Here is a 14,370-nt window from a genome sequence, read left to right as displayed (position 1 = left end):
CTAAAGTATCTATCGTTTCATCAGGTCATTCATGCTTTTTTTAGGACTTTTGCCATTGATAATTTCTTGGACTTCTGTAGCAATAGGAGCATAAATATTTTTTCTTCGGGCGATTTGAGTGATAGCCTTGGCAGTCTTTACACCCTCTGCAACTTCTCCGAGTTCAAGCAATATTTCATCGATAGCCTTATTTTGTGCAAGTCCTAATCCGACACGGTAGTTTCTTGAGAGGATAGAATTCGCACTCAAAAATAAATCTCCTGCACCAGAGAGTCCTAAAAATGTTTGCATCTTTCCACCAAAAAATTCACCAAAACGCGACATTTCTACTAATCCCCGAGAAAGCAATGAGGCTTTTGCGTTTTGTCCTAAAACCAATCCATCGCAAATTCCACCTGCTATGGCGATAACATTTTTATATGCTCCTGCTATCTCTCCGCCTCTGACGTCATCTTTGACATAGGGTTTGATAAAGCTTGGCATCAAGTCTGCAAATTCTTGTGCGAGGACGGGATTATAAGAATGGATAGCCAATGCACATGGAAGTGCCATAGAAACCTCTTTAGCAAAGCTTGGACCAGCAAGGAAGCACAGATTATTTTCATCTATAAAGTTTTTAGCAATATCACTTACAAAATCTCCCGTACCTTCTTCTATACCTTTTGAAGCGATGAGAACTTTTGCATTTTTTGGTATAGGGGTGGTTTTGAACCATTCTCTGAGTGCTGATGTGGTGATAGCAATGACAAAGTACTCTGAATCCAAAGATTTTTTAGTATCGATTTGGGTAATTTCTAAGGAATTATTTTTTTTCAAAGTGTCATTTGCAGCATTCAAAATGCCTTTAAGATCTCTTCTGGATACGATAAAAGCCTCGTTATTTTGGGCAAATCCAAAAGCTAAGGCTCTTCCCCATGCCCCTCCACCAAAAATTGTAATCCTCATATTTCCTTCTTGAATTGTTTTTGTTTTCGCATTTTATCACAGAAATAAAATATTGTCCTTATTCAAATTTTTTTGATTTTAGATATATGCTGACAGAAAAACTAATAAATCCTAAAAATGCTAGATAATATCCGATAAACATTAAATCATACATCCCAATAGTTGCCATCAAAACAGGAGCTAATCCCCCAAAAATTGCATAAGCGATATTGTAAGAGAAAGACAATCCACTGAATCGGACATTAGCAGGAAAGATATTTACCATTATAAGTGGGGTAAAATTTACCATTCCTGCAAAAAGCCCACTTATCAAATACCATATAACAATAGTTTGGATAGAATATTCAGAAGTAAGAACGTAAAAAAATATTAAGGAAGAAATAATAAAGCTAAGTGAAAAAAATTTCAAAATACTCACAGTTCCAAATCTATCTCTTAAAAAACCACTTAGTAAGCAACCTATTCCTAATGTGCAGATAATCCCCATTTGAATTAGGATTATTTGAGCATGAGTGATAGGTCGATAAGTTTTGTTTAGGATATTGTAGATAAAATTGGGCATTAAAAGAACCAAAATAACAATACATCCTGTCAGCACCCAAGTCATCAAACCTGATATAAAAATCGCTTTTTTTGAATTTAAAAAGACTTCTTTAAGAGGGATTTTTAGTAATTTCTGAGACGTTTTCATTTCTTGAAAAATAGGAGTTTCTTCCAAAAAAGTACGTAAAAATACAGAGATAATTCCAAAAATACCTCCCAAAATAAATGGAATCCTCCAAGCATAATCCAAAACTTCAGCATCCCCGTATTTTAAATTAACTATAAGTGAGGCGATAGATCCCAGTAAAATACCCCCAGTGATAGATGAAGTCAAAACACCAATAGAAAATCCCAAACGATTTTTAGGTGTATGCTCACAAACAAATACCCAAGCACCAGGCAACTCACCACCAATAGCAATGCCTTGAAAAATACGAATAAGCAACAAAATAACAGGAGCAAAATATCCTATACTCTCATAAGTAGGTAAAATTCCCATCAAAAATGTAGGAATCACCATCAATAAAATAGAGAGCATAAACATATTTTTACGACCATTTTTATCCCCAAAATGTGCCATAACAATTCCGCCTAGTGGTCTAATAAAATATCCCACTGCAAAGGTTGCATAAGTATTAAACGAACTCCAAAAATATCCAATATCGGATGGATAAAAAAGCTTAGAAATTACTTCAGCGAAAAAAACAAAAATGACAAAATCATAAAATTCGAGTGTTCCTCCAAGTGAGGAGAGAAGCATTATTTTGCTTTGATTTTTGTTTAATGTTTTTATAGAGGAATTCATAAGGTTTGTTTATATTTTTTAAAAAAATGTAGAAATATACCCACGCCCACACCAATAATTCCCAAAAATGCTAGATAATAACCCACAAGAATAGAATTATATGCGTTCAAACTCACAACAAGAATAGGAGCTAATCCCCCAAAAATTGCATAAGAAAGATTATAAGAAAAGGATAATCCGCTAAATCTGATGTTGGGTGGAAAGATTGATACCATTGTTAGTGGAGTAAAATTCATCACCCCTCCAAAAAATCCTGCGATAACATACCAAATAAATATAACTCGGTTGGAGTAATCTCCATAAAGTGCATAAAAAAAGATTAAAGCTACAATGCTAAAAGCGATACTAAAAACAATATATGCCCTTGAAACCCCAATTTTATCTGCTAAACTTCCAGAGAGAATGCAGCCAATGATGAGGCTAAATATCGTTAGCATTTGAATAAGTATGATTTGTGTTTGTGGTACTTGTAGTTTGTGGCTCATAAAATTAGGTACTAAAAGTACAAGCACAATGATACATCCCGTCAGTACCCAAGTGCTAAACATAGAGGTGATGATGCTTGTTTTTGAGGTTTTAAATACCTCTTGGATAGGAATTTTTGCGAGTGATTTGCTTTTTTTCATTTCTTGGAAGATAGGAGTTTCTTGTAAGTAGCGTCTCAGAAAAATTGATATAATTCCAAATACTCCACCTAAAAGAAAAGGGATTCTCCAAGCATATTGCATGATTTGGGCAGTATCAAAAATAGCATTGATAAAAAAAGCTACGATAGAGCCTAGCAAAATTCCACCTACTACACATGAAGTCAAAACACCAATAGAAAATCCCAAACGATTTTTAGGTGTATGCTCACAAACAAATACCCAAGCACCAGGCAACTCACCACCAATAGCAATGCCTTGAAAAATACGAATAAGCAACAAAATAACAGGAGCAAAATATCCTATACTCTCATAAGTAGGTAAAATTCCCATCAAAAATGTAGGAATCACCATCAATAAAATAGAGAGCATAAACATATTTTTACGACCATTTTTATCCCCAAAATGTGCCATAACAATTCCGCCTAGTGGTCTTGCAAAATACCCTGCTGCAAATGTTCCATAAGTGTTCAGAGCGCTCCAAAGAGGATCAAGTGTCTCGGGGTAAAATAAATGGGCAATAGTCTGTGCAAAAAAAACAAAAATAATAAAATCATAAAATTCGAGTGTTCCCCCAAGTGATGAGAGCGAAAGAGTTTTGACATCATTGCGATTCAAGAGACGGGGGCTAGAGGTTGTTTTCATAGATACACCTAAAAATATTTTTAATAAAAGCGGGATTATAACTAAAAAAGCTTAGAAGACATAACGCATACCGACACTGCCGTTGATATTGATGTCTTTGTATGCAAATCCTGCTTTTGCGCCCAATCCTAGATTAACATAGAGTTTTCTAAAGAGTTCTAGTTCTCCACCTGCTGTGAGTGAGCCATAAGTATTGAGTTGATCGCCTTTTTTGTAACTAAGAGTGTCATTGCCTACAAAACGAACTTCATTATCTCCATTATTTTTTAGGAACACATCTCTGCTTACTCCTGCGATAAAATACCAATATGAATTTCCACTGAAATATTGTCTAGTTTCTAGGGCGATATTTACAGCGATATTGAATTTATTATCTGCATTTGCATTAATAGCCAGATCTTGATCATCTGTATTATCTACCTCTCCTTGAATCGATCCTTTTTTGCCACAATACCAATTTCCGCTTGAGCAAATGTAATACGCACTTACGCCGATTTGTGGTTTTAGGACGATGGATTTATTAGAGATACCAAAGACATAACCATAGTTAAAGTTTACATTTCCAACAAAAGTGTTGTAGTTGTAGCTCTGATTGAGTTGTGAGAGGATAATGTCTTGAGAATAGAGATTTTCTTTATTGTAGCCATATGTCCCACTGATGGAAGCATCAAATTCGTTGTTTCCTGCATAGGCTCTATAATAAATACCTAGATTTGCATTGTAAGATTGATTTCGGATTATATCGCCTGTATATTTTCCCTGAGCATAAGCTACATATGCCCCGATGATTTGGTTATGAATAAATCTATCATAGCCTATATTCACTCCATATAATGCACTATTGCCACCTTCTACAAAACTTGCAGTTCCAATTGCGGTAGCCCATAAGTTATTTTTGTAAGTATCTCTGTTGGCAAATTTATACACTGAGGCGATATCGCCACTAGCTGCAAAATGTTCATTTTGAAGATTTCTGATAACTTCTGCAAATGTTGGTGTGTTTGCCTGAGTGTTGGAGAGTTTCACAAGTCGGCTTGTGCGATTGACATCGGTAGCTAGTCGAACTGAATTGGTAGAGTTGTTTTTACGATTGACTGAGGAAAGCTGTCCCATAGTGCTTTGGAGTTCTTTTGCTATTCGCACAAAATAGCCCAAATCATTGTCATAAACCCTTTGTTTTGCCCATAAACCATTATGTTTATTTATCATCAATTCCTGTAACCATTGCATTATATCAGGGCTTACATCACTAATGGTATCTATCCATTCCATGCCACCTCTTTTATATAGCCAGTACTGGATAGTATTGGGATCATAAGGGTTAGAATTGTCTAGTTCATTGATTTTGAAAGAGATTTGTTTGTCATTGGCTTTCACTTCTACATCAGCTCTTGAAGGAGTGTTTGTATCACTACCATCATATAAGCCTATCCTATCTGCAACTTCATTATACAAAGTATTTGCGTCTGACTTACTATTAGTGGATTTGAGTTCTTTGCCTTCTGAATTTATATAAATATAGGTGATGCTCCCTCCAGCTTTGAATAAAATATAATTTTCATTGAGCTTTAGACCTTTGATATTGCTTATTTTGATGAGAGGGGTTGCATGTCCTGAGGAGTCTGTTTTGTCATCGTTGAAATAAAAGGTTGCATTGCCTTTTACATTGATAGTATTGATAGTGCCGCCATTAGGAGTGATATTAATAAAGGCATTATTATTGAGAGTGAAGTTACCATCAATGGTTAGATCACTGTTTCCTCCATAGTTCATCTGTGACCCTTCACCTAGTGTGAGGTTATTGAAATGTGCCCCATGAACCCCCCCATCATAGGTAATACTAGGAGCATAGGGAAGATCAAGGAGCTTTGTGATGGTTACATTGGTAACTTTACTTGCATCTAAAAATGACCAACTTCCAAGTTTTGCTGTTCCTATAGTGAGGCTATCTCCTCCGCCATCAAATTTAAGTCCAGACTGATCTAGTCCAGAAGTGCCTTTTGTTAATTCAAGAGTTCCTATACTAGATGTTCCAATATTGGTCATAAAATCAGAGAAGTAATTATTGATCGATCCACCATTTCCATTATAGACTTTCAGACTACCTAGTTTGAAGTTTTTCATCTTGATACCCGCATTTCTATCCTGATCGTTTGGACGAGCTGCATAAGCTTCCATAGAGCCTATTTCAATACTTCCTGTAATGCCAGTTAAATCTAATCCTACCTCATCAGTAATAGTTTGATTTGCCCATAAAAGTATGGAACCGGCATATTTAAAGCCAGTTCCAGAGGCTTTTAGGCTTGAATGATTCCTAACTTTTATATAAGAAGCTTTGTTATCTCCTAGTATTTCCCCTGCTGATTGTAAATCTAGATGCCCGGAGATGAGGGCACTATCTCCTAAGGTGATCTGACCTCCCAAATAGATATTGTCAGCCTTTACCACCATGTGTGATTTCATTGTATTTGTTCCGATAGTTACACTACCTTCAGAGCCACCTATATCTTGGTTTTTGCCAAGTGCAAAATCACTTCCTCTCGCATCTACGGTAAATACAGCACCTGCATTTCCATAGTTATGATAGTCTAGATCTTTCATATAATAGATCGTATTTTCTTCTTTACCGGTAACGGTATTTTTCCAAGTTCGTTTTTGTAGCGTCAGGGTGTAGTTTTTGGCGAGTCCACTTGCTGCAGGAACTCCGCCAATATTTCCAAAAGCTGCTGCTCCTTTTCCGATTCCAAACACCCAAGTGCCTGGATTGATATAGGGGACTGCATCTACGTAGTGTTTTCCAGTATCGTATTTAAATCCGATGCTTTTCCTATCATCACTGATCCAATAATTTAGTGCAAGTGAAGAACCATCAGGGGTATTGAAAGACATCCTGTTTTTGAGGAGCTTGACATAGTCATCATAACCAGCATTGCCATTTTTGTATATCTTGCCACTATTATCAGAGAACCAAATTCCATCCCTTGTTTTGAGTAGATTATAAGTTTGTCCTGCTTCAAGTCCAGTTATAGATACATTTACATTGAGTTTGGCCTTAGGGACATCTACTTGTATGGTATTGCCTTTATCATCTTTTGAGGTTTGTTTGATCATTGTCATATTGAAGGTAAAAGAACCATCAAGAACATTGATGAGATTTTTTGCATTTTTGCTTGAATCATTTCCTAAACTGACATTTATCTCTCCGTTATTTATGAAGTTTCCACCGTGAATTTGGAGATATGTTCCATCATCTATGTTTAGATCGCCCGTATTTGTATAATTACCTTTTGAGAGATATACATTTGCACTGTTTTTGACGGTGATATTGTTGGTAAAAAGGCTATTTGCGTAAATAGCAGAGTTATTGAAGATGATATTATTAATAGTGGTAGCTCCGCTCATTCCGCCACCATTTGTGTTGGAAGCATAGAGGCTAGAAGCATTGTACATATCCAAGGTATCGGCGGTAAATGTTTTTCCACTCTTGATATACAATAATGCCCCGTCATTAAGGGTGAATTTCCCATTTTTTTGCGTGATAGTATCTGCATAGAGATAGGTTTTATTATTACTAAAAGAAGCATTACCTAGCGTGAGGTTTTTGGCTCTGATGGTAGCGTAAGATGAAATTAGATTTTTCACCGTTACATTTGTGATACTAGAGGCATCTAACTCCGCCCAAGAGTTTAAAACAGCTTTATCTATGGTAAGTGAAGTACCTCCCCCTCCAAAGATTAGTTTTGTATTATCCACATTTGAGCCACCTGTGGCAAGGTTGAGTGTTCCTATGGTGGAAGTACCGATGTTGCTATAAAACCTTGAATGCGAAGCACCCTTGTGTGCAATAAGGGTTGTGATGTCAAAGTTGCTCCCATATACACTCGCAGTGCTTAGATCAAGCTGTTTGATAGTGGTGCGACCTTTGATTCCTGAAAAATCTAATGTTGTGTTTCCTGTAGTTGAACCATTTCCTACATTGATACCTTGAGCATTAAAATTCCCTACACCTAAAACAACCAGAGAGCTATAGTATCCAAGATAAACATCTTTTTTTAAGGTGACATTTTTTCCATTGAGTTTAAAGGTTGCTACAGAACCAGCTAGACCTATTCCTGCTACGCTTCCATTGACTTTAAGATCTCCTGTGAGTGTGATGTCACCATATCCGTGAGTGTTGATAAACGCAGTTCTGCCGGAAGTAAAATTTGAAACATTAATAGTACCCACAGTTACATTTGCGTGAGTATCTATAGTTGCTGTACGGTTTTGTGCCCATCCAGATTTTGTCGTTGTGAATGTGTTTACATTTATATTGCCTTTGGTGTCCAAAAGATCTAAGGTAACATTATCCCATAAGTTGATATTTTTTGCAGAGAATGTAGAGCTTTGAATTTTTGCACTATTTCCTAAATAAAGACTATTGACTTCAAAGGGCTTGTTAGAATTTTCAACATGCAAACTTCCATCAACATTGAGATTTCCACTTCCAGTTATGCCGTTTTTTATATATAGATAGGATTTTCCTTTTACATTGATATTACTTCCTGCACTCATATTTACAGGAGCATTAAATATTACAGATGCAGAATTAGTGTTGGGGTTATTTCCTATTTGTAATGTGGAATTGCTAAAATAGACTTTTCCGGCGTTGATAGTTACTACCTGTGTTCCTAAATATGCTCCACCGGCACCATTTGATGGGGAGTTGAAGCCCTGAAAGGTTAGCGTATGAGAACCAAACTCAAAAGTTGGATAATAACCATAGGTGCTCCATCCTGCCCAGCCATTCACAACCGCATCTGTGTTCCAAGTACCTGATTTTAAATTTGTAAATGCTCCTGTCACATTTTGAGCAGAAAAGACCAATGAATAGGGTAATAAACTTATAGTAAAGATTTTGAAAAGTCTAAAATTTAGGAATTGAAATCGCATTTTAAACCCTGTAAATGGATTTTTGATGACAAGACTTTCAAATCAATATCATATGGAGAAATCAAACAAGACTTATTGAGATGTTTTAAGGTTGTTCCAAATCTCAAAGGTATTCGTTTCATTCCAGAGTCCTTAAGCAATCAGGGTTTGAACCCAATTTTTTGTTGTCTATGCAACAATTATACTACAAATTTAGTAATATTTTTCTTAAAAATTTTCTCTAAATAAAGTAGTTTTTTTAAACAATGAGAAAAATTTACTCATAAAAATTCTTACTCATTGTTTTTACTTGGAAGTTATCAAATCATTTTTGATATTTTTTCAGAACATTTTTTTCAGGATAGACAAAAAAGCTTTTGCGTTCGACATTGATTTTTGGATCATCTGTCGCGTATGCCTGTATAGTGATAGGTGTTATAGCATCTTTTGAGGTATTATCCCCTAGAGCTGCTTTTGCTCTTATGATTACAATTTGCTTACTTTTGCCTCCTGCTTTAATGCGAATATCACTAGTGGGTTGCTTGATAATAAGATCATTGTTATCTAATATTTTGAAGCTGTAATTGTGGTCTTTGTTGTCTGTGTTTTGGAATAAAAATACATATTCATTATCTACAACTCCAGAGCTTCGGATTTCATAAAGTTCGCTAGATCTTGTGATGTTTAGCAACATTTGCTCTTTTTTGCCCCACATAGCTACCATAATTCCAAACACGATCGCGAGAACTACAATATAAGCAATCGTTTTGGCTCTAAAGTATTTGATCTTTGTCTTTGTGTCTATAGAATTTGGAGAACTCCACTGCACAAGAGATGGTCTGCCTAGTTTGCCCATCACTTCAGTACATGCATCTACACATTCAAGACAGTTAATACATTCTAATTGCATTCCTTTTCTAATATCTATATGGGTAGGGCAGACACGAACGCATTTCTCGCAATTGGTGCATTCTGCATTTGGATCTCGTTTTTTGGGTGCTTGAAGGATTTTTTCTCCTTCTGGAGTGTAGATGGCTCCGCCCCTAGATGAATCATATATGGCCATAATCGTATCATCATCATATAGCACAGATTGTACTCTAGCATAAGGACAGATATATACGCAGAAGTTTTCAGCAATAAATGTAATATCAAACACCAAAAACCCAGCAATACACAGCCAAAATGTCATCAAAACCATATGATTAAGCGGATCAAGTAATGCAGGAAAAAACTCTTCAGGAGGTACAAAATAAAATAAGAATACTGCCGAAGCCATCAGAGCAATAACACTAAAAATCAAAATACCAATGATTTTTTTAACATCATTAGAAATGATGGTGTATTTCGGTTTTTCTTGTTTGTTGGAGATTTTTTTGCGTAAGCCTAATAAGGTGGTTTCTATGAAATCTCTATAGATCACACGAAATATAGTTTGAGGACAGCTCCATCCGCACCATACACGTCCTCCTAAAGTGGTCATAAAAAATATACCCACAAACAAAATAATCAGCAAAAAAGGCATCAGATAGAGTTGCTGGACATTAAATGCAGTACCTAAAAGATGTAGTTCCATATGGTCAAATGATAATAGAAATATATGATTGCCATTGATCCTGATAAATGGTAGAGATATTGCGATAACCGTGATGATAAAATAAACAAGATAGCGTCTTTTTCTGTAGAAGATAGTGTTTATTAAGGATTGCATAGCTTTCCCCTTATGGTTGTTTAGTTTTTGTTGTGGGCAAAATCCTAAATCTTATTTGCTTAGTTTTTGCTGATATAGTGAATTTTATATATGATGATGATTTATTTTATCAAATGTAATAAAGGAAATATTTTTACAATATACAGTTATCTATAAAATTAAAATAATGTTTTATAGATTAAACTTATAGAAATTAAAATAGAAAATATGTAGAATTGGCGATAATAAACTCAATCAGGAGCTAGAATGAGGAAAATTATGATCATATTATGTATGATTGTCTTTTCTACCACAAGTGTTTGGTCTGTCAATACTGCGAAGTTTGATGGAGAGCATTTTACTTTTTCTTTGGTCAAACCTATATGACCAAAAAACAAGCATGATATCCAAATATTTATCCATACAACATTCGTGATCTAACATCTCAAGAGACAGATAATAGGACTCAAAAATCCATAATAGGCACAGATATGAGGACATTTTTGGGGGTGCAATATGGATGTATTTTTGGATACAGGAATTTTGGCAGATAAAGCATCGCCGCAGGATTATACACACATTGCTATATCACCTAGGATCTTTTGTTAATCTCAAGATTCCTCTATTTGCACTTAAAGAAACTCTACAAATTCCTGTTTTAAGCATCGATTCATCCACACAATATATTCCTGTAAAAACTTCTTCTTATCTTATTGGTCTAAGTATAGGTTATATATATTTTTTCGGAACACAAAATTAATATTTTAGGATTGAAAATACTCTGATTTAAATTTTTTCTTTTTTGTTAAAAAGAGCTGTTGAGTTTTTGGTAGAATTTGGTTTAGATTTCAACGGATTACAAAGGATATATAAATGCTACAGACAATTAATCTCACCATGCGTTATGCCACAAAAAAGCTTTTTGAAAATGTGAATATAAAACTTGATAAAAACAAACGTTATGGTCTTATTGGGGCAAATGGAGCAGGTAAAAGTACATTTTTGAAGATCTTAAGTTCTCAAAATGAAGCTAGTAGCGGAGAGGTTATTATTGAGCAAGGGTTGCGTTTAGGAGTGCTGGGGCAAGATCAGTACGCTTATGAGGAGCTGAGTTTAAAAGATGCTGTTCTTATAGGAAACAAGAGGCTTTATGAAGCTAGCAAAGAAAAAGAGAATCTTTATGCAAATGGGGATCTTAGCGATGATAGGGTCAATGAACGACTTGGGGAGCTTGAGATAATCTGTGCAGAAGAAGATCCAATGTATGAATGTGAAGTGGTGATAGAAAAAATATTAGAAGATTTAGGATTTCCCTCTAGCACTCATAATGAAGCGATGAAAACGCTTACAGGTGGGGATAAATTCAAGATTTTGTTAGCGCAGGTGCTTTTCCCTAAGCCCGATATTTTGTTGTTAGATGAACCTACAAATAATCTCGATCTCCATTCTATTGCATGGCTAGAAGAAAATCTTAAACGACACGAAGGAACGATGGTTGTTATCAGCCATGATAGACATTTTCTCAATGCTGTTTGTACAAACATCTTAGATATGGATTTTCATACTGTGCGCGAATTCAGCGGAAATTACGATGATTGGTATATTGCCTCAACGCTCATTAGCAAACAACAAGAAGCTGAACGCAACAAAAAGCTAAAAGAAAAAGAAGAGTTAGAATCCTTTATTGCTAGATTTTCTGCGAATGCAAGTAAAGCAAAACAAGCCACCTCTAGGCAAAAACAACTCGAAAAGCTCAATATTGAAAGTTTAGCAGTTTCAAGCAGACGCGATCCTAGTATTGTTTTCAAACCTAAAAGAGCTATAGGAAATGAAGCGTTAGAATGTGAAGGAATATCTAAAAGTTACGGAGATCATAAAGTTTTACAAAATGTAAGTTTAAAAATTTTGCCAGGAGATAAAATCGCTATCATCGGCGGAAATGGAGTGGGGAAAAGCACTCTTTGCAAGATTTTGATGGAGGAATTAAAGCCAGATAGCGGAATGGTTAAATGGGGTGCTACAACCGAACGAGGGTATTTTCCGCAAAATGTTAGCGAAGAGATCAAAGGCAAAGAAACTCTTTATGAGTGGCTTAGAGGTTTTGATAAAAAAATGGACTCTTCTGAAATACGTACGAGTTTAGGGAGAATGTTATTTAGCGGAGAGGAGCAAGAAAAAAGCATTGATGCACTCAGTGGGGGTGAGAAACATCGGATGGTGTTATCTAAAATAATGCTTGAGGGAGGGAATTTTTTGATATTAGATGAACCCACTAATCATCTGGATTTGGAGTCTATTATCGCATTAGGAGAAGCTCTTTATAAATTCAGTGGATGTGTTATTTGCGTAAGTCACGATAGAGAACTTATTGATGCATATGCAAATAGAATTATCGAACTGATTCCTTCTGATGATGGAGCAAAGATTATTGATTTTAAGGGCAGCTATGAAGAATATTTAGCCTCAAGGAAATAAAAATGAATACAGTGCAAAAAATAAATCTTGAATGTAATTGGAATGAAGTAAAGGCATGTGTTTTTCGTAATTACAATGGTGGATATTTTCATCCTATTAAGGATTTCGATAGGCTTGATACAAAGGATTTATTGGGACTAGATAAGGAAATTTCCAATTTAGAAAAAAATACTCTAGCATTTTGCGAGGGAAAAATAGCTTCAAATGTTCTAATATGGGGAGCAAGAGGGTGTGGAAAAAGTTCTATTGTTAAAGGTGTTTTATCTTCTTTTATTCATAGTGCTTCAAATCTTAGAGTAATAGAAGTAGAAAAAGTTGATATTTGGGTGTTGCCATTATTGATGGATATTCTTAGAGAGAGTGAGTTTTTGTTTATTATTTATTGTGATGATTTGTCTTTTGAAGCAGGAGATAGTAGTTATAAATCACTAAAAAGTGTTTTGGAAGGTTCTTTGGAAAAAATTCCAAAAAATGTTCTAATGTACGCTACTTCTAACAGACGCCATCTCATTGCTGAAGCACAGGAAGTGCAAGAAATTCATCAAAAAGATGTCTATGATGAAATCATTTCATTGAGCGATCGTTTTGGACTATCAATGGGGATATATACTCTTGGATCAGATGAATACTTAAGTATTGTAAAAAGCTTGTGTGAAAACGAAGATGAGTTTAAAGCTGTAATGCAATTGTCTCTGAATTACGCGGGAATAAAAGGCAATCGAAGTGGTAGAAGTGCAAAGGAATTTTATAAACTTTACAAAAATGGAATTTTTGACAAATAAAATGGAAATAAATCAATAAAAAACCATTTTGAGTTTAAAAATCAAACCCATTATAAAAAATATTCTCCCCCTAATCTTTTGGTTATGTATTTTTGATCTCAAGATGGACCATCCTTAAATGCAGCTTTGTATTGGTTTTTGTTTTAAAGTGGTTGCATAATTTATAAAATATCAAACCATACTATTTTTATAACCATTTTTTGTGGGTTGTAATATATGAGGTAGAAATTTTTATACGTAAACAGGAGTTTTGACTTTTGTTAGCCCTTATATTTTGGTATCAATTCTATAAGTTTTTTTGTTAAGTCTTCGGCGAACTGCTCTATTTAGACTATAGAATTTCTTGATGCTATCCTAAAATCATGTTAATTTTAAAAAAGAAATGACTTTTATAGCAATCCTTACATTCATCGTTTTTATCTAATAGTGAGTGCTTATAGAAATACTGCCCCCACATTTCTCCATAGCCTTATAAAATAAAAATGAATGTTAAGATGCTATAATAAACAAAAACTCAAAAAGGATAAAGAATGACCATTATCATTGAAAATGCGAGTGAAGATTTGGCAAAAGTGATCAAAGGTATTGCAAAGATTGGAAATAGCAAATGTAAAATATCTAAAGATAATAAAGCTAGAGAGTGGAAAAAAGAATCTGAAGAGATGATTAGAGATTACAAAGCTGGAAAAATCAAGGCTTATGATAGTGCAAAAGAAATGCACAAGGAGATACTAGAGGATGCATAAATGCAAAATAATTTATTCAAAGGAATATAAAAGAGCTATTAAAAAATTCAAAAAGGATATACATCTAATAGAAAGTATTATTGATAAACTTGCTAGTGGTGAGACCTTAGAATCCAAATACAAAGACCACAAACTCAAAGGTGAGTATAAAGACTTTAGAGAATGCCACATCAAGCCAGACTTG

General features: G+C 34.9%; 11 protein-coding genes. 5 read left to right on the top strand and 6 right to left on the bottom strand.

The features are described 5' to 3' along the window. Positions 1 to 9: 9 nt before the first annotated feature. The 6 genes from Q5I06_RS06300 to ccoG form a co-directional block, all read right to left on the bottom strand. Complete coding sequence (locus tag Q5I06_RS06300) at positions 10 to 945, bottom strand: NAD(P)H-dependent glycerol-3-phosphate dehydrogenase (protein ID WP_305517300.1); 936 nt, start codon at positions 943 to 945, stop codon at positions 10 to 12. A gap of 58 nt (positions 946 to 1,003) precedes the next feature. Beyond that, positions 1,004 to 2,248 (bottom strand): MFS transporter, encoded by a 1,245-nt coding sequence (locus Q5I06_RS06295; protein WP_305517299.1) that lies wholly within the window; start codon positions 2,246 to 2,248, stop codon positions 1,004 to 1,006. A gap of 41 nt (positions 2,249 to 2,289) precedes the next feature. Further along, positions 2,290 to 3,582 carry an MFS transporter gene (locus tag Q5I06_RS06290; RefSeq protein ID WP_305517298.1) on the bottom strand — a complete coding sequence of 431 codons (1,293 nt, stop codon included), beginning with the start codon at positions 3,580 to 3,582 and terminating at the stop codon, positions 2,290 to 2,292. A gap of 51 nt (positions 3,583 to 3,633) precedes the next feature. Continuing rightward, positions 3,634 to 8,514, bottom strand: coding sequence for a vacuolating cyotoxin family protein (locus tag Q5I06_RS06285; protein ID WP_305517297.1), 4,881 nt, complete (start codon positions 8,512 to 8,514; stop codon positions 3,634 to 3,636). Then, positions 8,496 to 8,636, bottom strand: a complete 141-nt coding sequence (locus tag Q5I06_RS06280; protein ID WP_305517296.1) for a hypothetical protein — start codon at positions 8,634 to 8,636, stop codon at positions 8,496 to 8,498. The genes Q5I06_RS06285 and Q5I06_RS06280 overlap by 19 nt, the downstream gene beginning before the upstream one ends. 182 nt (positions 8,637 to 8,818) lie before the next feature. Further along, the gene (ccoG, locus tag Q5I06_RS06275; RefSeq protein ID WP_305517295.1) at positions 8,819 to 10,204 is read right to left on the bottom strand and encodes a cytochrome c oxidase accessory protein CcoG; all 1,386 of its coding nucleotides are present in this window, start codon (positions 10,202 to 10,204) and stop codon (positions 8,819 to 8,821) included. Positions 10,205 to 10,703: 499 nt separating this feature from the next. Here ccoG and Q5I06_RS06270 point away from each other — a divergent pair, with 499 nt between their 5' ends. The 5 genes from Q5I06_RS06270 to Q5I06_RS06250 all read left to right on the top strand — a co-directional run. Continuing rightward, positions 10,704 to 10,943 carry a hypothetical protein gene (locus Q5I06_RS06270; RefSeq protein ID WP_305517294.1) on the top strand — a complete coding sequence of 80 codons (240 nt, stop codon included), beginning with the start codon at positions 10,704 to 10,706 and terminating at the stop codon, positions 10,941 to 10,943. A gap of 113 nt (positions 10,944 to 11,056) precedes the next feature. Next, a complete protein-coding gene (locus Q5I06_RS06265) occupies positions 11,057 to 12,658 on the top strand; it encodes an ABC-F family ATP-binding cassette domain-containing protein (protein ID WP_305517293.1) in 1,602 nt (533 codons plus the stop codon). Between the two features lie 2 nt (positions 12,659 to 12,660). Further along, the gene (locus Q5I06_RS06260; protein WP_305517292.1) at positions 12,661 to 13,440 is read left to right on the top strand and encodes a DUF815 domain-containing protein; all 780 of its coding nucleotides are present in this window, start codon (positions 12,661 to 12,663) and stop codon (positions 13,438 to 13,440) included. 530 nt (positions 13,441 to 13,970) lie between these two features. After that, entirely contained in the window at positions 13,971 to 14,186 is a 216-nt protein-coding gene (locus tag Q5I06_RS06255; protein WP_305517291.1) for a hypothetical protein, read from the top strand. Beyond that, positions 14,179 to 14,370 (top strand): type II toxin-antitoxin system RelE/ParE family toxin (locus Q5I06_RS06250; RefSeq protein WP_305517290.1); only part of this gene is annotated, 192 nt, incomplete at its 3' end. The genes Q5I06_RS06255 and Q5I06_RS06250, both read left to right, overlap by 8 nt.

The organism is Helicobacter cappadocius (assembly GCF_030688855.1).
Taxonomy (GTDB): domain Bacteria; phylum Campylobacterota; class Campylobacteria; order Campylobacterales; family Helicobacteraceae; genus Helicobacter_J; species Helicobacter_J cappadocius.
Note: the sequence above shows the minus strand (reverse complement) of the source record. Positions and strands in the feature narration are given on the sequence as shown.

Coding starts and splice junctions, on each gene's coding strand:
- Q5I06_RS06285 (WP_305517297.1), bottom strand. CDS start 8,514: ATGCGATTTCAATTCCTAAATTTTAGACTTTTCAAAATCTTTACTATA.
- Q5I06_RS06265 (WP_305517293.1), top strand. CDS start 11,057: ATGCTACAGACAATTAATCTCACCATGCGTTATGCCACAAAAAAGCTT.
- Q5I06_RS06270 (WP_305517294.1), top strand. CDS start 10,704: ATGTATTTTTGGATACAGGAATTTTGGCAGATAAAGCATCGCCGCAGG.
- Q5I06_RS06280 (WP_305517296.1), bottom strand. CDS start 8,636: ATGAAACGAATACCTTTGAGATTTGGAACAACCTTAAAACATCTCAAT.
- Q5I06_RS06300 (WP_305517300.1), bottom strand. CDS start 945: ATGAGGATTACAATTTTTGGTGGAGGGGCATGGGGAAGAGCCTTAGCT.
- Q5I06_RS06295 (WP_305517299.1), bottom strand. CDS start 2,248: ATGCTTCTCTCCTCACTTGGAGGAACACTCGAATTTTATGATTTTGTC.
- Q5I06_RS06290 (WP_305517298.1), bottom strand. CDS start 3,582: ATGAAAACAACCTCTAGCCCCCGTCTCTTGAATCGCAATGATGTCAAA.
- ccoG (WP_305517295.1), bottom strand. CDS start 10,204: ATGCAATCCTTAATAAACACTATCTTCTACAGAAAAAGACGCTATCTT.
- Q5I06_RS06260 (WP_305517292.1), top strand. CDS start 12,661: ATGAATACAGTGCAAAAAATAAATCTTGAATGTAATTGGAATGAAGTA.
- Q5I06_RS06255 (WP_305517291.1), top strand. CDS start 13,971: ATGACCATTATCATTGAAAATGCGAGTGAAGATTTGGCAAAAGTGATC.